Raw genomic sequence first — 21,840 nt, 5'->3', positions numbered from 1 at the left:
AGGAGGATTCGCCATGAGCATTTTCGACCAGATCCTGGGCGCAGCGCACAACCACCCCACTGTCAAGAACATGGCAGATAAGCTGGGCATCGACCAGGCGACCGCAGAGAAGGCGATTGCCGCGCTGACCGAGGGCCATCAGGCCAGCGGCGACACGGTGGAGGTGGCGCAGCAGAAGAGCGGCATCGACGCGAACATTCTCACGCAGGTGATGGAACATGTCGGCGGCGAAGGCTCGCTCGCCTCGTTCATGCAGATCCTCGACCAGGACCACGATGGTAACCCGCTGAACGATATCGCGGGCATGGCGGGCAACCTGTTCGGCAAGAGATAGGCGGGTGGACGGCGCCCGTCGTCAGGGCGCCATCACCGAATAGACCGTGCCGAACAGGCCGAGGCCGAAGAGCATGGCAGCGCCCCCGCGTGCGGAAAGGCGCTGCCATCGAACCTTGGAGTCCGGCACGAGCATCAGGAGCAACAGTCCTGTCGCTCCCACGACCACGTAGTTCATCATGGCGGCAAACCTTCTTTCTCGAATGAAGGAAAAGTGCACCGCGCTGGTTAAGCCGGGCTTGTCGGACATGGTTAGCAGGATTTAAACCTGCCTGGCCGCTCAATATCCCTGCAACTTTCGGAGATGGGATTGCCGCGCTGTCAGCGAACGCGTGCCTGGTTGGCTATTTCCAGGTAGCGAACCGCCTTTGCGACGGCATTAGGCTCTTTCGCGCCGTCGCCTTCCACATGAGCGGCTGTTTCGCGGCCATAGAGTGCATTGGCGACAGCCTGCTCCACCATGCGCGTACCGTTGAGTAACGGGGCAGGGGCGAGCACCGGTGCACCGACGGGGCGTTTGGCAACATTGGGAAGGCGCTCGGCATAGGTGGCGGTGGTAACGCCTTCCATCGCCGCGACATGGGCGCACACCTTTTCAAACCGACGCTCTACGATGCGGTTGATCCGCGTGCGCTGGCGGCACAGCAGCTCGAAGCTGTGGGAAACGACGGTGAAGCAGCCCAGTTCGTTGGCCCGCGCGTGGCGCAGGGCTGCCACGATCTCGCGGTAGGATAGCGCTGTCAGCTGGGCATGGCGCAGTCCGCCCAATGCATCGCCGATGCAGCCAATGGGCACCTCGATCACGCCATGGCGACGCAGCGGGCGGCGGTGCCGTTCATCGAGGCCGATCTCGCATTCGCCGTCCATCAGGCCGGGCGGGTGGCTGGTATCGTGGGAAAGGCCGACCTGCACCATCGCTCGCAGAGTGTCGTCATTCGCTCCGTAATTGCCCGCGCGAAAGGCCACCGGACGCGGCGCGCCTGCCTGCATCAGCAGGTCGATGCCCAGCTCCAGCAGCACAGCCTGTTCGTCTCGCGCGAAATCCTTGATGTTCGCACCGGTGCGCGTCCCCAGCGGGTTGGCCTTGCCAGCCAGTTCCAGCCACTCCGTATGTAGGTGCAGCTGCACGTCGTGACCGCGTGCGACAATCGGCTCCACGATGTCGGCTATCGGTCCAGTGCCCCACAGCAGGGCGGGCAGCGGATCAACGAAGAACACGCCTTTCAGTCCGTGCCTATCGAACACGTCCATCTGGTGAAAGATGCCCACGTCGCCGTCGGGCGTGGCACACCGGATCGACCGGCGGAAGTTTTCCGCACGCGAACCCGGCCCGTGACGCCGTGTGAAACCGAACTCGTATTCGGTATCGATGGTTATGTAGAGCGCAACCATGCCCAGCGCCTGCTGACGATCTCCGTACACGCACGAGCCGCACCCTGCGGCTGGCCTGATCTCGCAGGCTTAGTGCAGGCAGGTTAAGGGCAGGTATTCAGCACGCGCGGTGGTTCTCTATCCATTCGTGCCGATGTAGCGGTCGATATTTCCGGCCAGCACGTCGAGCGGGGCGTTGCCGCCTTCCACCACCGCTTGGTTAAAAGTGCGAAGGTCGTAACCGCTGCCCATCGCGGCCCGGGCGCGGTCGCGCTGGCGCAGGATTTCCAGCTTGCCGACCATGTAGCCGGTCGCCTGTCCGGGCCAGCTGCAATAGCGGTCGATCTCGTTCGTGGTCTCGGCAAGGCCCACGCCGGTGTTGGTGTGGAAGTAGTCGATCGCCTGCTGACGCTGCCACCCCTGAGCGTGGAGGCCGGTGTCCACCACCAGCCGCACCGCCCGGTAGGCCGCTGCCTGCAGGTATCCAAGCCGCCATGCCGGGTTGTCGTCGTATGCGCCAAGCTCGTCTGCCAGCTGTTCTGCATAAAGCGCCCAGCCTTCGCTGAAGGCGTTGAAGGCGAGGATCGCTCGGATCAGCGGCAGCTGGTTGGAATATTCGCCTTCCCACACGTGGCCGGGAATGGCCTCGTGATGGGCGAGGGTGACGAGATCGTAGGTTCGGTGCAGGTCCGTATCGCGCAGGTTGATCCAGAAGGTGCCGGGGCGCGAACCATCCACGGCGGGCGCGCCGCCATAGGCCGTGGGCGCGCCCAGTTCCTCGTTCGGCGGGATGCGGCGCACTTCGACCTCGGGATCGACCACGCGGGCAAAGGCGCGGGGCATCTGGCCGCGGATCCAGTCGATCCGTTCGTTGAGGAACGTCATGATCTCCGCGCGGCCTGCATCGCCCTCGGCGAACTTGAAGCGGTCGTCCTGCGAGAGCTGGGTCATGCGCTGGCCGGGCGTGCCTTCGGTATAGCCGAGCGAACGCAGGATCGGGTCCATCTCCGCATCGATGCTGGCCAGGGTATCGCGGCCAAGCTGGTGAATCTCGGCAGGCGACATGTTCGTGGTGGTGCTGGACTTGAGCGACCAGCGATACCATTCCTCGCCCTGCGGCTGGGCATCCATTCCCGGCGCGCTGGTTGCGAGGGCGCGTTCGCGCTGCAATTCAGCCAGTTGCGCTTCGAGAGCGGGTGCGATCTGCCCGGTGACGATCTCGGTCGCGCGCGCTTCCCAGCTGCCGGCAATGCCTTGCTCTCGGGTGCGGCGAACGAGCGATTCGACCAGCGCTCCGCCCTGCCGCGCGTCCGCCACCTGACGCTCCATCTGGTCGAGGGCGCGGTCGAGCAGGAAGTCTGGCGGCACGACCCCCATAGCGCGGGCATCGCTGATCTTCTCCAGTTCGCCTGCCAGCACGCCGGGCATTTCTTCCAGCCGGGCGATGTAGGCCTCGGCATCACCTTCATTGGTGACCGGATGGTCTGAATCGAGGAAGCGAGGCAGGTCGATATAGGCGCCCACGTTCTGGATTACGGCGTAGGGCGCGGTACGCCAGGAGCCGACGGGAATATCGCCGTAGGGAAGTTCCATCCCCTCGATCGCGGTGGCGTAGGCGCTTTCCACCACTTCAAAGCTGGTGCGGGTGGCGGGGTCCAGTCCTTCTGTCGGGAAGGCGCGAACCCGTGCAAGATCGGCGCGCAGGGTAGCGGCCTTGGCATCCTGTGCCTCAGGCCCCGCCGCGCCAAGCTGGCGGCGCAGCGCAGCATGTGCGCCGGTATCCACCCCCAGCGAGGTGGCACGCGTGGGCTCGTGCCGCAGCAGGTTCCACGCGACGTCGTCCAGCAGCGCCTCTGCCGCAGAATTGCTGCCGGTGGCGGCAGGCGCGGTGACGCAGCCGGGCAGCACGGTAAGCGCGGTGGAAGCGCCCAGCGCCCCGATGAAGGAACGGCGGGATAGCGAGCTGTCGATGATTTTCTGCATGGAACAGGTGGTTGCCGATGCAACCGTATCAGTCAAGCATGATAGCGCTGGCGACACACAGGGACGGAAGCTAGAGAGTGATCATGTTCGACCTTGTCATCTCGATCATCCTCCTGGCCGCCATTGCCCTTGCCGCAGGGGCTTTCGTTCTGTGGCGCAAGGGGATCACGAAGCAGGCGCTGCTGATGGCGGTGCTGGCCTTTGTCATGTTCGCCAACGTGGCAATCTGGCTGGTGCCGATGGACGGCGGACAAACGCCGATTGAGGCAGCGGACAGCGCCGTGGCCGAGGAAGAGGCCGGGCAGGAGTAATCCGGCCTCTCCCGGGGCCGATCAGTCCGGTATCTGCCAGGTGACGGAGCCGGAATAGGTGCCGACCGTCCGCTCACCCTTGTTGTTCGTCGCCGCATCGAAGCGGGCGCGGCTTTCCAGCAGACGGCAGGTGTTGCGATCCAGCGTGGAGTGGCCGCTGCTGCGCGTGATCTCGCAGGCATCCACCCGCCCGTCGCTGCCGATCACAAGGCGATAGCTTGCCGTGCCCTCGCGTTCGCGGGTCAGGTCGCTGCGGGAATAGTCGTTGGTGGTGATCCAGCCTGCCGGGCCATTGCGCGGGCGTGCGGGCACCGGTTCGATGGCGGGGGCGACGCTGGGCGTTACCACGGGACCGGGTATCTCGACGAATTCGGGCGTGGGCTTCAGCACGACCTGGTCGGAGATATTGGGTGTGACAGGCTCGGCCTCGACAGGCGCGGTGCGATCGAGTTCGATCGGCGGCTGCGGCGCGGTGACGGGGGCAAAGGCCTGTTCCTGCGGTTGTGCTACCGGCTCCGGCGGGGGCGGGGGTGGCACGGTTTCCGGCGTGAAGTAGGATATCAGGCCCTTATCTTCCGTGGGGATCACGCCGGTGATGCTGAGACCGGCGATCACGCCAGCGCCGACAAGGGCATGGAGGGCGATTACCCCCGTCGCCGCGCGCAGGCGGGCCGCAGGGCTGACTGTGGCGTTGGTGTAGGACATATTGCTCTTCCTCTTCCCGATGCTCACTCTTTCGCGAGTGAGTCATGTTATACTGTCACATATTTGGCGGGGAATTGCAAGACCCAACGAAAACGCGCGTCGGAACCGAAGCTTCGACGCGCGTATTGCAAGCCTTTGAAGATGTGCCAGATCAGGTGATCGGGCAGCTCGGATCGAGGCGGAAGTCGAGGTAGTTGTCGACCGACTTCATCAGTTCTTCCTGCTCGTTCTCGAAGAAGTGGTTGGCACGCGGAATCTCGTCGTGGTGGATCGTGATGTGCTTCTGCGTGCGCAGCTTGTCGACCAGCTTCTGCACCGATTGCGGCTGCACCACGGTGTCCGCCGTGCCCTGGATGAAGATGCCCGATGCGGGGCAAGGCGCGAGGAACGAGAAATCGTACATGTTCGCAGGCGGCGCGATGGAGATGAAGCCGCGGATTTCCGGGCGGCGCATCAGCAATTGCATCCCGATCAGCGCGCCGAAGGATACGCCGGCGACCCAGGTGGTCTGCGCTTCGGGATGGATCTGCTGCACCCAGTCGAGCGCGCTCGCCGCATCGGACAGTTCACCGATACCGTTGTCGAAGCTGCCCTGGCTCTTGCCGACACCGCGGAAATTGAACCTCAGGGTGGCAAAGCCGCGTCCGACGAAGTTCTTGTAGAGCTGCTGCACGATCCGGTCGTTCATCGTGCCGCCGCCCTGGCTGTGCGGGTGCAGGATCATGGCGACAGGTGCGCGGGGGCGCGGGGCGGGGGAGAAACGGCCTTCGAGACGACCCTCTGGGCCGGGGAAGATAACGTGAGGCATGGGCGTTTGTTGCTCTGCTGGAATGTTGGGCGCCTGCGGGTAGCGCGGCACAAGGTGGCGGCTATATAGGGATTATGCCGATTTTCGCAATTGTTACGTGAGCGCCGTGCCAGACCAGCGCATCTATCTCGATCACGCCGCCACGACTCCGCTGCGCCCCGAAGCGAAAGCTGCGGTGGAAGAGGGCTTTGCAATCTGGGCCAACCCGTCCTCACCCCATGGCGAAGGGCGCAAGGCAAAGGCGGCGCTGGAAGATGCGCGGGCGCGGTGCAAGGCGGCGCTTGGCTGGGACGGCGAACTGATCTTCACCTCGGGCGCGAGCGAGGCGGCGGCGCTGGCCTTTGGACAGGCGCAGACAATTCACACCGCAATCAGCGCGGTCGAACACGATGCCCTGCACCGCTACGTTGGTGAGGGCGAGACCGAGATTCCGATTGGCGAGGATGGTGAAGTCGATCTCACCTTTGTGGCGCAGGCTTGCGAGCCGTCTGCCGTGCTCGAGACTGGCGGAGAGAACAGGACGCTCGTCGCGGTCCAACACGTCAATTCAGAGACGGGGACGATCCAGAATATAACAAAGGTGGCGCAGACGGTCCACGATGCCAATGGTCTGCTGCTGGTCGATTGCGCGCAGAGTGCCGGCAAGTATCCCATCCCTGACGGCGCGGACATGGCCATCGTGGCAGCGCACAAGTTCGGCGGGCCGATAGGGATCGGCGCGTTGCTGGTCAGGGACTATGCCCTGCTGAAACCCAGCGGCGGCCACGAACGCGGATATCGCCGGGGAACCGAGAACCTCCCTGCAATCATGGGTATGGCTGCGGCGCTTGAATGTGGTGGGATCGAACGTTGGGCCACCACGGTAGAGCAGCAATTCGATTTCAAGAACGCGCTTTATTCCGGGGGTGAGGTTCTGATGCCGGGCTTGCAGGCCTCGCATATCTATTCGGTAGCGCATCCCAGCTTGAGCGCGCAGGCGCTGCTGATCCGGCTGGATGCGACGGGTTTTGCCGTTTCGGCAGGTAGTGCTTGCTCGTCCGGCACGCTCAAGAAAAGCCGGGTGCTCGATGCCTTTGGTGTGCCCGATGATGTCGCCAGCCGCACTATCCGCGTCTCGCTTGGCTGGAACACCACGGCAGAGGAACTTGATGCCTTTGCGCAGGCTTGGAAGTCGCTTCTCTGATCCGACCGCCCTGAGCCTGTCGAAGGGCTGTCCTTCTTTAGTGAACGGGAAAAGCAGGGCTTCGACAAGCTCAGCCCGTTCGGTTTAAAAGGGTTTGTAGTGATCTACCTCGACTACCAGGCAACCACTCCCCTCGCGCCCGAAGCGCGCGATGCCATGCTGCAATGGCTCGACGGGCCTGATGGCACCGCGTTCGGCAATCCGCACTCTCCGCACCGCATGGGCAGGCAAGCCGCCGCGGCGATAGACCTCGCGCGGGACAGGGTGGCGGCGCTGTTTCCGCCGAACGGGCAGGTGATCTTCACCAGCGGCGCGACCGAGGCGATCAATCTCGCCATGCGCGGGTGCCCCGGCAAGGGCGCGATCAGCGTGTCCGCCATCGAACATGCCGCCGTGCTCGATACCGCCCACGCCATTGGCAAGGCGCACGAACTGAACGTCGCCAAGGACGGGCAGTGCAACGTGAAGCAGGACATTCCGAACGACACCAAGCTCGTCTGCGTGATGCAGGTGAACAACGAGATCGGCGTGATCCAGCCCACGGTGGAATTCCATCGCAAGGCGAAGGAAGCGGGCGCGCTTTACCTGTGCGACGCGGTGCAGGCCTATGGCAAGATGCCGCTGGCAGGCGCGGACATGATCGCCGTTTCCGCGCACAAGATTCACGGCCCCAAGGGCATCGGCGCGCTGTGGGTGAGGAACGGTATCGAACTCGAACCGCAACAGACCGGCGGCGGCCAGGAGGCGAATATTCGCTCAGGCACGCTTAGCCCGGCTCTGTGCGCAGGCTTCGGCGCGGCGGCCATGGTGGCGAAGGAGCGGATGGAGGACGATGCCGCCCACGTCGAGGCGCTGTGGCACCGCGCGCGCGAACTGTTCGCGGACTGGGAGCTGAACGGCAGCGCGGAAGCGCGCTGGCACGGCAATCTCAATATCCGCCGCAAGGGATTGGACGTGGCGCGCCTGATGTCGGACTGCCGCGACGTGATGTTCTCGGCAGGCTCGGCCTGCGCCAGCGGATCGGGCAGGCCCAGCCACGTGCTCCAGGCCATCGGGCTGAGCGCGAAGAAGGCAAAAAGCTCCATCCGGCTGGGCTTCGGGCGCTACACCAGCATGGAGCAGCTTGAACTGGCCGCCGAAAAGCTTATCAATGCTGCATCGCAGCAAGGATAGACGCCATCAAAGTCACCTTCATTACACGCAAGGGCGAAAGGGTTGAGGCAGAAGCTTCCCCCGGCGACCGGCTGCTGGAAGTCGGCCAGGCCGCGGGTATGCCGCTGGAAGGCACGTGCGAGGGGCAGATGGCGTGCTCCACCTGCCACGTGATCGTGGCGCGCGAATGGTTCGGCAAATTGCCCGAAGCGGTGGAGGACGAGGAGGACATGCTCGACCTTGCCGCCGACGTTCACGCCACCAGCCGCCTGTCCTGCCAGATCCTGCTGACCGAAGAGTTGGACGGCCTCGAAGTGCGCATTCCCAGCGACAGCAACGACGCGCAGGGGTTCTGACCGGCCGTTCAATATCCGCCATTCATGACTGGGCGAGAATCCGTTGGCTAACAGGCGCGTTCGATTCTACCAGCGCCGGGCCCACCCTGCGCGCATAGCTGCTCCGGACCCAATTCCATGACCTCTCGCAACACCACGCCGCTTTTCTCCCTCGCCAGCGACGAGGACGAGGCGCCCGCTTCGAGCACCCCAGCCTCCGACATGGCCTATCGGCTGGCGTTCGGTGCAATCGGATGGCCGTGGCTGCTGTTCAGCCTGTGGGGCGGGCGCAAGGCCGAGAAGCGCCGCCTGCTGGAACGCGTGGGCCTGCGCGAGGATGCCTTGCCGAACCTCGGCAGCTGGAAGGCGGACACCGGCTTCCTGCATCGCATCGTGGACGCGGTGGAAGAACTGCGTCCTGCCAACGTGGTCGAGCTGGGGGCCGGGGCAACCTCGCTCGTCTGCGCGAAGGCGCTGGAACAGAACGGCGGCGGCACACTGCACAGCTATGACCAGCACGCGGGCTTCGTTCAGGCAACGAGAGAATGGCTGGCCGAGGAAGGTGCGAATGCGCGAATGGCTCACGCTCCGCTGACCGCCAGCGTACCGGGCTGGCCGGGCCGGTGGTACGACCTGTCGAACCTGCCTGACACCATTGACCTGCTCATCATCGACGGGCCGCCGTGGTCCGTCCATCCTTTCGTTCGCGGGGCGGCGGATTGCCTGTTCGAGCGCCTTTCGCCCGGAGCCATCGTCCTGCTGGACGACGGCGCGCGGCCGGGAGAGCGGATCGTCGCGCGGCGCTGGCGCGAACGCTGGCCGCAGATCGATTTCGAGCGTGTGGCGGGCAGCACGAAGGGCACGCTGGTCGGCCGCAAGCGCCGCAGCGCCGAGGTCGTGGCCTTCCCGCAGAAGGCCGCGCCTGCTCGATCGGTCGGCTGGCAGCGGGCGGCGATGCTGGCGCTGGCTTTCGCCGGGGGCTGGATCGTCAACGCCACCGTGGGCGAACAACCGGCAAGCGCTGCATCCTTCATCGAAGAAGCCGACGCCTCCTACCATGCCTCACAGGCGCGCCTTCGCATGGCCTCGCAACTCGAATCGCCGCTGCTGGACCGGCGCGAGATCGCCAGCGCCACGGGTATAAATCTGCCTGCTATCCCTGCCGACTGGGCGCTGAAAGATGTGCAGGTTTATCCGTCCGATCACGGCCCTGCCGTGGCGCTGGTGATGGAGACGGCGGCTGGCGAGAGCGTGTCGATGTTTGCGACGCGGGCGGAAACGCCGGCCGAGAAACTGCCCTTGCTCGAGACGCGCGAAGGCCGTTCGCTGGCCTACTGGGAAAGCGGACCGTTTGCCTACGCGCTGGCAGGAGAAGTCGGTTCGGACCGCGTTCTCTCGCTCGCATCTGCCCTGGCAGCAGAAAGCTAGGTTCAGCCCACTTCCTCCTCCACCGCCAGGTCCATTCGCACCTCGCGTTCGCGGGGCAGGAAGGCGGGGCCGGGTTCGTTCCCTTCGCCGGCGTCCAGTCGGGCGGCGGCGGCGAGCATGTGTTCGCGCAGGCGGCAGTGCATTTTCCAGCCGACCTTGGGGTCCTGCGCGCGCGCCATGAATCGCACAATCATGGCATTGGCCTTGTGTCCCACCACCTCGCAAACGGCATCGTCGGGGTCCATCACCTCCTCGTCGCTCTCGACGAATTCGCGGAACGGGCCGCGTAGCGCATCCACATCGGCGCGGTGATCCAGCTCCAGCTCGACATGCACCATCAGGCTCGGGTCCTGCTTGGTCCAGTTCTCGAAACTCTCGCTGGTGAAGGCGCTGACAGGTGCGATCACGCGGCGCTCGTCCCAGCTGCGCAGGCGCAGGTGGGTAAAGCCGATCTTCTCCACGTAGCACCACTGGTCGTCGTAGTAGACGGCATCGCCAATCCGCGCGCTGCGGGCAAAGGCGATCTGCACGCTGGCCATGATATCGCCCAGCACCTTGCGCGCGGCGAAGACCAGCACCAGGCCCAGCACCCCGGCAGAAGCGATTATCGAGAAGCCCAGCGTGTTTGACATGTTGCTGGCCACCAGCAGGAACCCGATGCCCGCCAGCAGCAGCACGGCGGTGAGGATGCGGCGGATCGCGCTCATCTTGGTGTAGAAGTTGCGGTCCTCGTTGTTCTCCGGCGCTTCCAGCTTGCTGGTGCGCCGCGTTGTGGCGAAATCGAACAGGAAATCGAGCGCCGAAAGCATGATGCCGATCACCGCTGCGATGATCAGGAGCAACTGCAGGGGATTGAGCAGGTCGGCGACGGGACCGGACAGCCGGAAGAAAGTGCCCCGGATGAGGGCGAATGTCCCGGCGAAGGCCAGCAGCGTTGCCGGAAGATGCACGGCCTGCAAGACACCGAAAATCTTGCCGTCCTCGTCCATCCGGTCACGGAAATGCCCGATGGCGCGGTAGGTGAGCGCAGCGGCCAGCGCGCCCAGCAGCAGTATCAGCGGCAGCGCGATCACTTCCCACCAGGCCAGCGTCCAGAATGCCTGCTTGCGCAGCATCGGCGGCAGCGATTGCTCGAACTTCGTGGGCCCGTAAATGGCATAGAGCTGCGGCACGTTGGCGACCGTCTGGCGGCTGAACACCCACACCGGCTCTCCGCCCGGTTCCTGCACGCGGGCGAGGCGCACGGGGACAGTCCGCCCGTCCATGTCCAGCGTTGCCAGCCGTATCGAACGGCGCGCAACGCCGGCCATGGGGTTCTTGTCGCTGGCAAGGATATCGACCGCGTCGGGCCGGTCGGGCAGGTCCGCCCATTCTATCGACACGGATCGGTGCACCAGATCGTAAAGCTGCGCCGCCAGTTCCTGCCGCGCGCCCGCATCGGCATCGACGTTGGCAAAATCCATCGCTGCAGAGGCCGCCTGCCAGTCTGCTTGCGCCCCTGCCGCCATGAACGTCTCGATCATGCCCATCGGCGTATCGAGTTCCAGCGGGGTGCCGGAGCCACCGCCGTTCTGCAGCTGCTCGACCTGGTAGACGTACGGTTCCGAACTGGCAGCGACCGTGCGTCCGTCCTGCGCCTGTGCGGCAGATACCAAGGCCAGCAAGAACGTGAGCAACAGCGCGCCTGTTTTCAGGCGGATGATATCAAGCATTGTCTTCCCCATCGAATTTCCAATGCGCGGCGGCGGGGAAGGGTCCGGCCCGCACAAGAAAGCCCCGCCGCGCTTGCTCAGCACGGCGGGGCTTTGTCGAAGTCCGGTATCCCCGGACCAGGTTGGAGGTCGGGTCGTTTCCGGGGATCAGGCGGCTTCCGTAAACTTCGCACTCTGACGCTTCAGCGCATCAATGATGGCATTGGAGAATGCAGGGATATCGTCCGGGTTGCGGCTGGTGATGAGGTTGCCGTCAACCACCACTTCCTTGTCCATCACGTTTGCGCCGGCATTGGCAAGGTCGGTACGGATCGAGGTGTAACTGGTAGCGCCACGACCCTTCAGCAGGCCCGCTTCGATCAGCAGCCACGGAGCGTGGCAAATCGCGGCGATGGGCTTACCGGCAGTGTTGAAATCCTTGACCATCTGCACGGCCTTGTCTTCCACGCGAAGCAGGTCCGGATTGATCTGGCCGCCGGGCAGGACGAGCGCATCGAATTCGGCTTCTGTCGCCTCGTCCAACGTGAGGTCGACATCGACCGGGCTGCCCCAGTCATCCTTGTCCCAGCCCTTGATCTGACCGTCTTCCAGGCTGACGACGACGGTCTCGTAACCCGCGTCTTCGAGGTTCGCCTTGGGCTTTTCCAGTTCCGACTGTTCGAAGCCGTTGGTGGCGAGGATCATTACGCGTTGTGCCATGATGTGTGCTCCTGTTTCGTGATTTGGTGTTTGACCCTGCAACGGGTGGGGAAAGGCCCACGTTCCGCGCTGTCCGCCGAATGGAGACGGTGATAGGGCAAACCGCATGGCAACCGTTGAAGAACCCAGTGATTCCGGCGCGGGCATTACCCGCGAACCTTTCGAAAGCGCGCTTTCGGAGCGTTATCTCGTCTACGCCCTGTCAACGATTACAGCGCGTTCGCTGCCGGACCTGCGCGATGGTCTGAAGCCGGTCCACCGCCGCCTGTTGTGGACGATGCGGCAGTTGCGCCTCTCGCCCGACAGCACGTTCAAGAAGTCTGCCCGCGTCGTGGGCGACGTGATCGGCAAGTATCACCCGCATGGCGACGTGGCGGTCTACGATGCGATGGTGCGCCTCGCCCAGCCGTTCACGCTGCGCTATCCGCTGGTGGAGGGGCAGGGCAACTTCGGCAATATCGACGGCGATAACGCCGCCGCCTACCGCTATACCGAATGCAAGCTGACGCGCACCGCGATGCAGCTGATGGACGGGCTGGACGAGGGCACGGTCGAGTTCATCCCCACCTACAACAACGAGGAAGAAGAACCGGTCATCATGCCCGGCCTCTTCCCCAACCTGCTGGCGAACGGGGCGAGTGGCATCGCCGTGGGCATGGCGACCAGCATCCCCAGCCACAACGTCGCCGAAGTGCTGGATGCGGCCGAGATGGTGATGTTCAACAAGGACGTTACCCACGAAGAGCTGATGACCGTGTTCAAGGGGCCGGACTTTGCCACAGGCGGCCTTGTGGTCGACAGCCCGGAGGCAATTTCCAACGCCTACGAAACGGGCCGTGGGTCCTTCCGCGTGCGTGGGCGTTTCTTTGCGGCGGAGGCGGAGAACACAGCCGACCGCGAGGCCGGGATCGAACGGCAGAAAGGCGGCGGATACCAGCTCGTCATTTCCGAAATCCCTTACCAGGTGCCCAAGAGCAAGCTGATCGAGCAGATCGCCGCCGCCATCGGTGACAAGAAGCTGCCGATCCTGGAAGACGTGCGCGACGAGAGTGACGAGCAGGTACGCATCGTGCTGGTGCCGCGCAGCCGCAACGTCGATCCCGAACTGCTGAAGGAAAGCGTCTACAAGCTGACGGACCTTGAAACGCGCTTCAGCCTCAACCTCAACGTGCTGGACCATACCCGCACGCCGATGGTGATGGGGCTCAAGGAGCTGCTGCAGAACTGGGTCACGCACCAGATCGAGATTCTGCAACGCCGCACGTCGCACCGGCTGGCCAAGATCGCGGACCGGCTGGAACTGCTGGAAGGCTACATCATCGCTTTCCTCAACCTCGACCGGGTGATCGAGATCATCCGCACAGAGGATGAGCCAAAGCCGGTGATGATGGAGGAATTCGGCCTTACCGACAGGCAGACCGAGGCCATCCTGAACATGCGTTTGCGCAGCTTGCGCAAGCTGGAGGAGATGCAGCTTCGCACCGAGAAGGACGAACTGCTGAAAGAGCAGGACGAGCTGACGAAACTGCTAGAAAGCCCGGCGCGCCAGCGCACCCGGCTGAAGCGAGACATGGCCGCCCTGCGCAAGGAATATGGCGAGGATACCGCCATCGGCGCGCGCCGCACGACGATTGCCGAGGCTGCGCCGACGGTAGAATTCAATCCCGATGCCATGATCGAGAAGGAGCCGGTAACGGTGATCCTCTCGGCCAAGGGCTGGGTGCGCGCCGCGAAGGGCCACGTGGACCTTGGCGAGGACGGCTGCGGCGATTTCAAGTACAAGGAGGGCGATGGCCCGGCCTTCGCCGTTCATTGCCAGACGACTGACAAGCTGCTGCTGGCAGGGGCCGACGGGCGCTTCTTCACGCTGGGGGCGGACAAGCTGCCCAGCGCGCGCGGCTTTGGCGAGCCGGTGAGGAACACGCTGGATATCGACGCCTCCACCCAGATCATCGCCGTGGTGGTGCACGAGAAGGACAAGCAGGTGCTGCTCGCCTCCACCATCGGCAAGGGCTTCGTCGCCATTACCGACGAGCTGCTGGCCGAGACCCGCAAGGGCCGCCAGGTGGTCAACCTGAAAGGCGATGCGAAGCTGACCGTGGCGCGTGAAGTGGCGCCCGCACACGATCACGTTGCCGTGGTGGGCGAGAACCGCAAGCTGGTGATTTTCGCGCTGGAGGAAATGCCAGTCATGACGCGCGGGCAGGGCGTGACTCTGCAACGCTACCGCGACGGCGGCCTCTCCGATGCCACCACCTTCACGCTGGAAGAGGGCCTGAGCTGGCAGATGGGCGGCAAGGGCGACCGCACCCGGACCGAGAACGAAATCGGCATGTGGAAAGTGGCACGCGGCGCAGCTGGCCGATTGCCGCCGCAGGGCTTCCCGAAAGATAACAAGTTTTAAGGTAGTTTGTTGTGCGAAGCCGCCTTGCGCGGCTTCGTCCTCGCTAGACGCGCTGCGCTACGCTCCGCGCCCGCTGCGGGCGGCCGTTCGGCCTTGCGGCGCGCCAATCGCACGCCGTTTTCCTACACAAAAACCCGGCAGGATCGCTCCTGCCGGGCTCCTTGGTGATCTTGGTAAGCGGGAAGCTTAGCCGGCCTGTGCGGCCAAAGCAGCTTCGAGGTCGGCCATCATGATACGGGCGACGAGCGCACCGTTCTGGTCGACTGCGAACATATCCTTCGGCAGCGTGACCTTGCTTTCGTCTTCGCGCACGATCACGACGTTGGCTTCATCGATGGTGTCGACGGTGCCCAGCGGCTGAGGATCGGCGGTGACGACGGCTGCGCCTTCAACGAGGGCGGCGGCAAGCGCGGCTTCGGCCTCGGCCAACTGCTGTTCGTGCATCTGTACCAGCTGGGCCTTGGTGACGTTCAGGGTCGGGCCGGTTTCGCCTTCGCCGAACAGGTTGGCGGGCAGGGCGATCTGGTAATCGTCGACAGACAGCAGCACGGCCTGTTCGTTGGTCTGCGCGACGGTGCCGATGGCATTGCCGTCGTTACCCATCACGGTGTCGCCCACGTCCTGCGCCAAGGCAGGGTTGGCGGCGAGGGCAGCAACGGCTGCGGCGGCGGTGAGTGCGATCTTTTTCATGCAAGTAATCCCCTTCCATCCAGACCCTTCGCATGGTGCGGGTCCGGGAGTTCAAATTCGTCCGACATGGCCTGAAAGGCGCCGGAAATGGCACACGGGCGGCAAGCACCCGATCAATTGCCGGGGCAGACACAGACGGCGCAAACACAGCGCCGATCCCGTTAAAAAGCCTTCTAGCAGACGGCTTCTGAACACTACCTGCACCAGCCCGGCAGCCAATTTCAAGGAGAAACTGTAAGCGATGCGTACTAATTGTCGCCAGGCAATTCTGCGCGCAGCAATTGATCGACACGGGTCCGATCGGGGAAACCTTCTTCCAGCCAGCGATTTTCGACCGCTCGCAATACACGTGCGACTTCCGGTCCGGCATCCACTCCGCGTTCGACAATTTCGCCGCCTTTCAACGGGAAATTCGGTATCTCCCACCCCTTCAGCGCCGCCGTCGATTGCTCAGCCAGCAGCAGCAGATCGCGCGCTACGTCCATTCCCTCGCGGTAGGCGAGCACGCGGGCGTCGCCGGGACGGCGGGCGCGGGCGGCAAGGCGGGAGAGGCGCTTCTTGTGCGCGTTCGAAAGGCGCAGGCGCGCCGCGACCTGTTCGGCGGTTTTCGGCTCAGCGGGCAGCATGGCGGCAAGACGGCGTATGGCGTTGGGCCCCGCACCTTGCGTCTCTTCGGTCTGCGTCAGGGTGGAGAGGCGGGCAAGGCCGTCCTCGCCAACTTCAGGAAGGATCACCGGCAGCACGCCGCGATCGAACATGCGGCGCACGGTGGGTACCGGGTCTGCAAGGTCCAGCAGGCCGAGCAGTTCCATTGCCACGCGTTCACGGCTGAGACCCTTCAGCATGGGCGCCAATTCGGCGCAGGCATTCTCGCCCTCGTCATCCAGCGTTGAGCCGAACCGTGCCTGGAAGCGGTAATAGCGCAGGATGCGCAAGTGATCCTCGCGGATACGCTCGCGCGCATCGCCGATGAAGCGCACGCGTCGTGCCTCCAGATCGTCCAGCCCGCCGAAATAGTCGCTGATTTTCAGCGTTTCGGGATGGGCGTAGAGCGCGTTGATCGTGAAATCGCGCCGGGCGGCATCGTCCTGCCAGTTGTCGGCAAAGGCAACGGTCGCGCGCCTGCCGTCGGTGGCGACGTCCTTGCGCAGCGTGGTGACTTCCACCGGCCCGCCATCCACAACCGCGGTGACGGTGCCGTGATCGAGGCCCGTCGGCACGACCTTGATACCCGCCTCCTTCAGGCGCGCCATAACCTCTTCGGGATGGAGCGGCGTGGCCGCGTCGATATCCTTTACCGCGAGGCCTAGCAGCGTATCGCGCACCGCGCCGCCCACCCAGCGCAGGTTATCCGCGCCAATGGCGGCGACAAGCTGCGCAAGGTCTGCGCGCTGCGTCCATTCGGCTTGGAAGAGAGTGGCCTTCGTCACGCTTCGCCTTCAGCACGAAGCGCCCCGCTATTCAACCAGATCGTCCACCGACAAGCGGTGCGACAAGTGGGCGATGATGCCCGCCGTAATGCCCCAGATGCGATGACCCTGCCAGTCGATCTCGACGTAGGGCCGCTCGTTGCCGTTGAACATGCCGATCTTGGGCTTGTGGTTCGACTGGTCGAGCAGGTGGCGCAGCGGCGCCTCGAACCAGTCGGCAACCTCGCGCGGGTCGGGGCGAATTTCGATATCGGAGGGGATGACGCCCAGAACAGGCGTAAGGCGGTATCCGCTGCCGGTGGCGAAAGTCGTCGCCTCTCCCACCACGCGCACCCGGGCGGGATCGATAGCCAGTTCCTCCTCCGCTTCGCGAAGGGCGGCCTCGATCACGGTTTCCCCCGCTTCCAGCTTGCCGCCGGGAAATGAAACCTGGCCGGGATGGCTGGGCATGGTGAGGGGGCGGTGGGTGAGGAGCACGCCGGGTTCGGCCCGCTCCGTCACGGCGATCAGGACGGCGGCATCGCGCAGTTCCTGCCCCACCACGAATTCGCTGTCGTCCCGAATGCCCGCCATGCCAATATGCTGCGTGTCGGCAAAATGGCGATGCAAGCGGTCGAACAGCAGGCTCATTCGGCAGGCACCAAGGAGAAGGTTTCGCCTCTGCTGGTGACCGCAAGCGGCTCGTGCCCCTGATCGAGCGCATACTGCGCCAGTTGCATCCAGGTGGAACGGTCCAGCTTCGCTTCGCACCCGTGGCGCACGGCGAGGTAGATGGTGGGCGCGTCGGCATCGCCCGCAGCGCGCAGGGGATTGTCCGGCCCGGCGATCACCAGTTCATCGGTGTTGAGGCGGAAGGCCAAGGCATCGTCGTCCTCGCGCATGTCGGTGGCAATGAAGGCGGCGTCCTCCACCTCGATCGTCTGCCGGTAGTGCGGGGTGACGAGGTAGTACTGCCCGTCCTCCGGATCGCGCCACAGCAGGCTGGCAAAGGCGCGCACCATCGCGGGGCGGGTGATCGGGCTGCCGTCGTGATACCAGGTGCCATCGGCGGCGATGCGCATGTTGCTGTTGCTGGTCGCCTCCGGCTTCCAGGTATCGACGGGAGGCAGCTTGCGCGCTTCGACCTGCTCGGCAATTTCCAGCAGGTTCATTCCGGCAAGGTCGGGCGGGATATCGTAGGCCATGGTTCATACCAGATGGCCATTGATGTCAGCCAAGCCAAGGGCCCAAAGTGCCGTGGTCGGGCAATACGCCGGGATTGTCCGTGCGGACCAGCAGACGATGCCGCTCGAAGGGACCGGGCAGGTCCCATCCTTGCGTCGGCGCGCCGTGGAATCCGAACCGGCCGTAGTATTCCGGGTCGCCGATCAGCACCTGCGGCAGCGCGGCGGACGGATTCATCGCATCGAACATGGCGGCGAAGAGCGCCTGCCCGAACCCCTGGTTATGCCGTTCGGGCACCACGGCGACGGGGCCGACCATCAGCATCGGGTGGCGGCGGCCCTGATCGTCCGTCAGCGCGACGGGCCACACCTGTATGGTGCCGACGAGATAGCGGTTGTCGTCCACCACGGCGAAGCTCAATGCGGGTAGCCAGTCCGTCCCCTCGCGCACCTTGTAGGCCGTGCGAGACTGGCGATCCTCGCCAAAGGCACGGTCGAGCAATTCCTCGACCATGGCGGGGTCCACTTCGGCGAGCGGAATCAGGGTGGCGGTAACGTCGGTCATAGGGGGCGCGCCGATAGGGCGGCGCGCCCACAGGCGCAACTGTTTCGCGCGATACCTTTTCGCTTAACCCTTGGGCGTCAGACGGATCAGGCGACCTTCCGCGCCATCCTCGATCACCCAGAGGGCACCGTCCGGTGCCTGTGCAATGTCGCGCAGGCGGCGCGGGAACTCGTAGCGAGAGGCTTCATCCGCCGAATTGGCGGCGGCGTTCACGGTAACGCGGCTGATCGACTGGGTGCGCAGGTTGGCGATTAGCAGTTGGCCTTGCCAGTCGGCGAACATGTCGCCGGTGTAGAAGGTCATGCCGCCCGGCGCGATCACCGGGTTCCAGCTGATCGCGGGCTTCACGAAGGGATCGTCCGCAGTGTGATCGGGAATGTCGCTGCCGGAGTAGTTGTCGCCATTGGAGCGGGTGGGCCAGCCGTAGTTGTTACCGGGCTCGACAAGGTTCAGCTCGTCCCCGCCGGCCGGACCATGCTCCAGCGCCCACAGGTTGCCGGAGGAATCGAACTCCAGCCCCAGCATGTTGCGCTGGCCGTAGGACCAGATCTGGTCGGTCGGGCTGCCGCGGTCGGCGAAGGGATTGCCAGCAGCGGGCGTGCCGTCGAGATTCAGGCGCACCACGGTGCCAAGGTTGTTTTCCAGGTTCTGCGCGGGGTCCTGCTCCTGCCGGTCTCCGCTGGAGACGAACAGGTATTGGCCATCGGGCGAGAACGCGAGGCGGTGGGAGTAGTGGCCCGGGCGCTCACCCGCGCGGCTCTGCTCCCAGATTTCGGTAAGGCCGTCGACGCGGCAGGCATCCGCTGCGTCGCACACCAGCGTCCCGCGCCCGACGGCGGCCTTTGTGCCTTCGCCCGATTCCTTCGCCCACGAGAGATAGATCGTGTCGCTGGTGGCGTAGTCCGGCGCGAAGGCAAGCGCGCCGAGCCCGCCCTGGCCTCGATAGGCGACGGACGGCATTCCTGTAACCGTGCCCATGCGGCCGCTTGCGGGATCGTAGAACTTCATCGTGCCGGGCTTCTCGGTGATGAAGATCACGCCGGTGCCGGGTTCGAACGCCAGAGCCCAGGGCTCGTTGAAAGCGCCGTAGCTGGCTGCGTCGAAAGGAGAGGTGGATTGCAGTTCCACAGGCTCACCACCCGCAACAGCGGTAACGGTTTCTTCCGTGGCACTGGCGGAGGGAGCGGTATCCCCGGTTGCGGCGCTGTTGCAGCTTGCGAGAGCGACGGTGGGGAATATGATGGCGGTCAGGACTTTGTTACGCATGCTCTCCGGAACTCCCTCGAACGAATTTTGTGCCTCGCTTGGCCCCGGCCCCCTTGTGGCAGGGGTTGACGAGGCGGGTCGCGGGCCGCTTGCCGGGCCGGTTGTGGCGGCGGCGGTGCTGCTGTGCAAGCCCCGACCAAAGGGCGTAGGCGATTCGAAAAAGCTGACCGCGAAGGCGCGGGCCGAGGCGGAAGTGGCGATCCGCCGCCGCTGCGCCTTCGGCATCGGCGTGGTGGACGTGGAGGCGATCGACCGGCTCAACATCTTCGGCGCGACCATGCTGGCGATGAGCCTTGCCATGCAGAACCTGTGCGCGGTGCTGCGGGAGGACCGGCTGGAGGCGCTGATCGACGGCAACCTCACGCCTGCGGGTCGTTGCGCCGAGTGGCGCTGGCCCGCGCGCGCCATCGTGGGCGGCGACGGGAAGGAGGCGTGCATCGGCGCTGCCAGCATCATCGCCAAGGAATACCGCGACCGGATGATGGCCGAGGCCGCGCGCTCGCATCCGCATTACGGGTGGGAGCGGAACAAAGGTTACGGATCGAAAGAGCATCTCGAAGCATTGCGCACACATGGACCGACGCCGCTGCACCGCCGCAGCTTCGCGCCGGTCGCGCAAATGGAGATGTTCTGATGAGTTTCACTTTCGGAGATATTCCGATCCAGCAGGGCCGCACGGCTATCGTCACCGGCGCCAACACCGGCATCGGGTTCGAAATCGCCCGCGCTCTGGCCGCCAAGGGCGCGCGCGTGCTGCTGGCCTGCCGTGATGGCGACAAGGCGGCAGACGCCATCGCCCGCATCGACGGCGGGCGAGAGCAGGGCGGGGAGACCGAGTACCTGCACCTCGACCTCGCCAACCTCGCCAGCGTGCGCGAAGCAGCGGAAAAGGCCGCGAAGGAAGAGCGGATCGACATGCTGGTGAACAACGCGGGCGTGATGATGCCCCCGTTCTCCACCGCGACGGCTGGCTGCGAATTGCAGTTCGCCGTGAACCACCTTGGCCACTTCGCTTTTACCTCGCTGCTACTGGACAAGCTTTCGGAAGAGGGTGGCCGAGTGGTGATGCAATCCAGCATCGCGCACCGCGGCGCGGATATCGATTTCGACAATCTCGACGGCAGCGAGGGCTACGACAAGACGAAGTTCTACGGGCAGAGCAAGCTTGCGAACCTGCTGTTCGCCAACGAACTGGACCGCCGTCTGCGCAAGTCCGGGTCGAAAGCGCATGCGCTGGCCAGCCACCCCGGCATCGCGGCGAGCGAATTGACGCGCCACATCAAGGGCGGGAAGTTCTTCTCCTCCATCGTGGGTACCGTGCTCAACACCTCGGAAGAAGGCGCCTTGCCCGCGCTCCAGGCGGCCACGGACCCCGCAGCCGAAGGTGGCGATTACTACGGCCCCTATGGCTTCAAGGAAACGGGCGGCAAGACCTCTGGCCGGGCGGTGCAGAGCAAACGTGCGCAGGACGAAGAGCTGGCCGCGCGGCTGTGGGACAAGTCGGTAGAACTGACCGGAATCGACCCCGGCCTCGCGCCTGCTTAGGTTTAATCTGGCCTAGCCGAAGGCCTTTGCCCGCAACTGCTGGATGTATTCGCGGCCGAAGCGTTCGGCCTCGTCGGGGTCTGCCGGAATGCCGCCCATCTCGTCACTTGCCGCGCCGAGTTCGTCGCGGCTGTTGACGCGGGGGAAGGGCACGTCCGGCACCTCCACGCCCAGGAAATCGCACAGCGGCTGCCAGCCCATCTTCGGGTGGAATTGCAGCAGTCGCTCGGGCGGCAGGGTGTCAACGACCTCCCGGTTCCGCTTCACGTACCAGTCTGTCATGAAAGCACGGTCGGTAATGTCTCCGTTGAAGTGGTCGAAGATCACGCCGTTCATCATTACCTCGACGGGTGAGCCTTTCAGCGAATCCATCATGCGCGGCGAGAAGATCGTCTCGCTGACGGAATCGAACCAGTCGTCGGGATCGCGCGTGGTCAGCACCACCCTGGCATCAGGATAGTACTCCGCCAGTTCGCGCCAGTAGCTGGCTGATGGATAGTCGCTGGAGGAACGGAAGTTGGCAAAGATCGCGTCCCAGTCGGGATTTCCCCGCGATGCCTCGATCCACAAGGGCACCTGCCTGCGACCATCGGCGAAAACCTCGCTCATGTGGTGACACGGGCCGAAGCCGAGGCGTTCCAGCGCGAACTTCATCGAGAACGTGGCGTTGCGGCCAAGCCCTGCGGCGATCACTTCGAGTGTCATGCGTAATACCCCCCTGTAGCGCGGGAGTGTGCCTTAAGCCTGCCCGCGCGGC

The 21,840-nt window shown here is 64.6% G+C and carries 23 protein-coding genes; 9 read left to right on the top strand and 14 right to left on the bottom strand.

Features of this window, described 5'->3' with window-relative positions; genetic code table 11:
* Positions 1-13 precede the first annotated feature (13 nt).
* Complete coding sequence (locus tag D4Q51_RS05020) at positions 14-334, top strand: hypothetical protein (protein WP_120076656.1); 321 nt, start codon at positions 14-16, stop codon at positions 332-334.
* Positions 335-355: 21 nt separating this feature from the next.
* Here the strand turns inward: D4Q51_RS05020 and D4Q51_RS15640 are convergent, their stop codons facing one another.
* From D4Q51_RS15640 to D4Q51_RS05010, 3 genes are all read right to left on the bottom strand, one after another.
* Positions 356-583, bottom strand: a complete 228-nt coding sequence (locus D4Q51_RS15640; protein WP_162925151.1) for a hypothetical protein — start codon at positions 581-583, stop codon at positions 356-358.
* Positions 584-654: 71 nt separating this feature from the next.
* Positions 655-1,755 (bottom strand): polysaccharide deacetylase family protein, encoded by a 1,101-nt coding sequence (locus D4Q51_RS05015; protein ID WP_205689437.1) that lies wholly within the window; start codon positions 1,753-1,755, stop codon positions 655-657.
* Between the two features lie 87 nt (positions 1,756-1,842).
* Positions 1,843-3,687 carry a DUF885 domain-containing protein gene (locus tag D4Q51_RS05010; protein WP_120076655.1) on the bottom strand — a complete coding sequence of 615 codons (1,845 nt, stop codon included), beginning with the start codon at positions 3,685-3,687 and terminating at the stop codon, positions 1,843-1,845.
* An 83-nt stretch (positions 3,688-3,770) separates the two neighbouring features.
* Between D4Q51_RS05010 and D4Q51_RS05005 the strand changes: the two genes are divergently transcribed.
* Positions 3,771-3,998 carry a hypothetical protein gene (locus tag D4Q51_RS05005; protein ID WP_120076654.1) on the top strand — a complete coding sequence of 76 codons (228 nt, stop codon included), beginning with the start codon at positions 3,771-3,773 and terminating at the stop codon, positions 3,996-3,998.
* Positions 3,999-4,019: 21 nt separating this feature from the next.
* Here D4Q51_RS05005 and D4Q51_RS05000 read toward each other — a convergent pair whose 3' ends face one another.
* Both D4Q51_RS05000 and D4Q51_RS04995 read right to left on the bottom strand, forming a co-directional pair.
* Positions 4,020-4,703, bottom strand: coding sequence for a TonB family protein (locus D4Q51_RS05000; RefSeq protein WP_120076653.1), 684 nt, complete (start codon positions 4,701-4,703; stop codon positions 4,020-4,022).
* A gap of 151 nt (positions 4,704-4,854) precedes the next feature.
* Positions 4,855-5,511 (bottom strand): alpha/beta hydrolase, encoded by a 657-nt coding sequence (locus D4Q51_RS04995; protein WP_120076788.1) that lies wholly within the window; start codon positions 5,509-5,511, stop codon positions 4,855-4,857.
* A gap of 106 nt (positions 5,512-5,617) precedes the next feature.
* On the opposite strand from D4Q51_RS04995, the gene D4Q51_RS04990 reads away from it, so the two are divergent.
* The 4 genes from D4Q51_RS04990 (at position 5,618) to D4Q51_RS04975 (ending at position 9,609) form a co-directional block, all read left to right on the top strand.
* Complete coding sequence (locus D4Q51_RS04990) at positions 5,618-6,694, top strand: cysteine desulfurase family protein (RefSeq protein ID WP_120076787.1); 1,077 nt, start codon at positions 5,618-5,620, stop codon at positions 6,692-6,694.
* A gap of 99 nt (positions 6,695-6,793) precedes the next feature.
* Positions 6,794-7,867 (top strand): cysteine desulfurase family protein, encoded by a 1,074-nt coding sequence (locus D4Q51_RS04985; RefSeq protein ID WP_120076652.1) that lies wholly within the window; start codon positions 6,794-6,796, stop codon positions 7,865-7,867.
* A 5-nt stretch (positions 7,868-7,872) separates the two neighbouring features.
* The gene (locus D4Q51_RS04980; protein ID WP_120076651.1) at positions 7,873-8,202 is read left to right on the top strand and encodes a 2Fe-2S iron-sulfur cluster-binding protein; all 330 of its coding nucleotides are present in this window, start codon (positions 7,873-7,875) and stop codon (positions 8,200-8,202) included.
* A gap of 117 nt (positions 8,203-8,319) precedes the next feature.
* Entirely contained in the window at positions 8,320-9,609 is a 1,290-nt protein-coding gene (locus D4Q51_RS04975) for a class I SAM-dependent methyltransferase (protein ID WP_120076650.1), read from the top strand.
* A 2-nt stretch (positions 9,610-9,611) separates the two neighbouring features.
* On the opposite strand, the gene D4Q51_RS04970 is transcribed toward D4Q51_RS04975, so the two are convergent.
* Positions 9,612-11,321 carry a mechanosensitive ion channel family protein gene (locus D4Q51_RS04970; RefSeq protein WP_120076649.1) on the bottom strand — a complete coding sequence of 570 codons (1,710 nt, stop codon included), beginning with the start codon at positions 11,319-11,321 and terminating at the stop codon, positions 9,612-9,614.
* 147 nt (positions 11,322-11,468) lie between these two features.
* A complete protein-coding gene (locus D4Q51_RS04965; RefSeq protein ID WP_120076648.1) occupies positions 11,469-12,020 on the bottom strand; it encodes a type 1 glutamine amidotransferase domain-containing protein in 552 nt (183 codons plus the stop codon).
* 106 nt (positions 12,021-12,126) lie between these two features.
* On the opposite strand from D4Q51_RS04965, the gene parC reads away from it, so the two are divergent.
* Positions 12,127-14,424: a DNA topoisomerase IV subunit A gene (gene parC / locus D4Q51_RS04960; protein ID WP_120076647.1), complete on the top strand. Its 2,298-nt coding sequence runs from the start codon at positions 12,127-12,129 to the stop codon at positions 14,422-14,424.
* 186 nt (positions 14,425-14,610) lie between these two features.
* On the opposite strand, the gene D4Q51_RS04955 is transcribed toward parC, so the two are convergent.
* The 6 genes from D4Q51_RS04955 to D4Q51_RS04930 form a co-directional block, all read right to left on the bottom strand.
* Complete coding sequence (locus D4Q51_RS04955; protein ID WP_120076646.1) at positions 14,611-15,114, bottom strand: hypothetical protein; 504 nt, start codon at positions 15,112-15,114, stop codon at positions 14,611-14,613.
* 248 nt (positions 15,115-15,362) lie between these two features.
* Positions 15,363-16,544, bottom strand: a complete 1,182-nt coding sequence (locus D4Q51_RS04950) for a CCA tRNA nucleotidyltransferase (RefSeq protein ID WP_120076645.1) — start codon at positions 16,542-16,544, stop codon at positions 15,363-15,365.
* 27 nt (positions 16,545-16,571) lie between these two features.
* Complete coding sequence (locus D4Q51_RS04945) at positions 16,572-17,174, bottom strand: CoA pyrophosphatase (protein ID WP_120076644.1); 603 nt, start codon at positions 17,172-17,174, stop codon at positions 16,572-16,574.
* Entirely contained in the window at positions 17,171-17,728 is a 558-nt protein-coding gene (locus D4Q51_RS04940; protein ID WP_120076643.1) for a DUF1285 domain-containing protein, read from the bottom strand. The genes D4Q51_RS04945 and D4Q51_RS04940 overlap by 4 nt, the downstream gene beginning before the upstream one ends.
* Positions 17,729-17,753: 25 nt before the next feature.
* Positions 17,754-18,272 carry a GNAT family N-acetyltransferase gene (locus tag D4Q51_RS04935; RefSeq protein WP_120076642.1) on the bottom strand — a complete coding sequence of 173 codons (519 nt, stop codon included), beginning with the start codon at positions 18,270-18,272 and terminating at the stop codon, positions 17,754-17,756.
* A 63-nt stretch (positions 18,273-18,335) separates the two neighbouring features.
* Entirely contained in the window at positions 18,336-19,538 is a 1,203-nt protein-coding gene (locus D4Q51_RS04930; protein WP_120076641.1) for a PQQ-dependent sugar dehydrogenase, read from the bottom strand.
* Between D4Q51_RS04930 and D4Q51_RS04925 the strand changes: the two genes are divergently transcribed.
* Together D4Q51_RS04925 and D4Q51_RS04920 are read left to right on the top strand one after the other, a co-directional pair.
* Positions 19,537-20,172 (top strand): ribonuclease HII, encoded by a 636-nt coding sequence (locus tag D4Q51_RS04925; RefSeq protein ID WP_120076640.1) that lies wholly within the window; start codon positions 19,537-19,539, stop codon positions 20,170-20,172. The genes D4Q51_RS04930 and D4Q51_RS04925 overlap by 2 nt on opposite strands.
* A complete protein-coding gene (locus D4Q51_RS04920) occupies positions 20,172-21,083 on the top strand; it encodes an oxidoreductase (RefSeq protein ID WP_120076639.1) in 912 nt (303 codons plus the stop codon). The genes D4Q51_RS04925 and D4Q51_RS04920 overlap by 1 nt, the downstream gene beginning before the upstream one ends.
* Before the next feature lie 12 nt (positions 21,084-21,095).
* Here D4Q51_RS04920 and D4Q51_RS04915 read toward each other — a convergent pair whose 3' ends face one another.
* Positions 21,096-21,788: a sulfotransferase family protein gene (locus D4Q51_RS04915; RefSeq protein ID WP_120076638.1), complete on the bottom strand. Its 693-nt coding sequence runs from the start codon at positions 21,786-21,788 to the stop codon at positions 21,096-21,098.
* Positions 21,789-21,840 lie beyond the last annotated feature (52 nt).

This window comes from Aurantiacibacter odishensis (genome assembly GCF_003605195.1).
GTDB classification, from domain to species: Bacteria; Pseudomonadota; Alphaproteobacteria; order Sphingomonadales; family Sphingomonadaceae; genus Alteraurantiacibacter; species Alteraurantiacibacter odishensis.
This window is presented reverse-complemented; position numbering and strand designations above follow the sequence as displayed.

What these genes read in the sequence shown, in the direction of transcription:
- D4Q51_RS05020 (WP_120076656.1), top strand. Translation starts at nt 14, where the DNA reads ATGAGCATTTTCGACCAGATCCTGGGCGCAGCGCACAACCACCCCACT.
- D4Q51_RS05010 (WP_120076655.1), bottom strand. Translation starts at nt 3,687, where the DNA reads ATGCAGAAAATCATCGACAGCTCGCTATCCCGCCGTTCCTTCATCGGG.
- D4Q51_RS04975 (WP_120076650.1), top strand. Translation starts at nt 8,320, where the DNA reads ATGACCTCTCGCAACACCACGCCGCTTTTCTCCCTCGCCAGCGACGAG.
- D4Q51_RS04970 (WP_120076649.1), bottom strand. Translation starts at nt 11,321, where the DNA reads ATGCTTGATATCATCCGCCTGAAAACAGGCGCGCTGTTGCTCACGTTC.
- D4Q51_RS04945 (WP_120076644.1), bottom strand. Translation starts at nt 17,174, where the DNA reads ATGAGCCTGCTGTTCGACCGCTTGCATCGCCATTTTGCCGACACGCAG.
- D4Q51_RS04995 (WP_120076788.1), bottom strand. Translation starts at nt 5,511, where the DNA reads ATGCCTCACGTTATCTTCCCCGGCCCAGAGGGTCGTCTCGAAGGCCGT.
- D4Q51_RS04940 (WP_120076643.1), bottom strand. Translation starts at nt 17,728, where the DNA reads ATGGCCTACGATATCCCGCCCGACCTTGCCGGAATGAACCTGCTGGAA.
- D4Q51_RS04920 (WP_120076639.1), top strand. Translation starts at nt 20,172, where the DNA reads ATGAGTTTCACTTTCGGAGATATTCCGATCCAGCAGGGCCGCACGGCT.
- parC (WP_120076647.1), top strand. Translation starts at nt 12,127, where the DNA reads ATGGCAACCGTTGAAGAACCCAGTGATTCCGGCGCGGGCATTACCCGC.
- D4Q51_RS15640 (WP_162925151.1), bottom strand. Translation starts at nt 583, where the DNA reads ATGTCCGACAAGCCCGGCTTAACCAGCGCGGTGCACTTTTCCTTCATT.
- D4Q51_RS05005 (WP_120076654.1), top strand. Translation starts at nt 3,771, where the DNA reads ATGTTCGACCTTGTCATCTCGATCATCCTCCTGGCCGCCATTGCCCTT.
- D4Q51_RS04915 (WP_120076638.1), bottom strand. Translation starts at nt 21,788, where the DNA reads ATGACACTCGAAGTGATCGCCGCAGGGCTTGGCCGCAACGCCACGTTC.
- D4Q51_RS04965 (WP_120076648.1), bottom strand. Translation starts at nt 12,020, where the DNA reads ATGGCACAACGCGTAATGATCCTCGCCACCAACGGCTTCGAACAGTCG.
- D4Q51_RS04930 (WP_120076641.1), bottom strand. Translation starts at nt 19,538, where the DNA reads ATGCGTAACAAAGTCCTGACCGCCATCATATTCCCCACCGTCGCTCTC.
- D4Q51_RS04925 (WP_120076640.1), top strand. Translation starts at nt 19,537, where the DNA reads ATGCTCTCCGGAACTCCCTCGAACGAATTTTGTGCCTCGCTTGGCCCC.
- D4Q51_RS05000 (WP_120076653.1), bottom strand. Translation starts at nt 4,703, where the DNA reads ATGTCCTACACCAACGCCACAGTCAGCCCTGCGGCCCGCCTGCGCGCG.
- D4Q51_RS04935 (WP_120076642.1), bottom strand. Translation starts at nt 18,272, where the DNA reads ATGACCGACGTTACCGCCACCCTGATTCCGCTCGCCGAAGTGGACCCC.
- D4Q51_RS04955 (WP_120076646.1), bottom strand. Translation starts at nt 15,114, where the DNA reads ATGAAAAAGATCGCACTCACCGCCGCCGCAGCCGTTGCTGCCCTCGCC.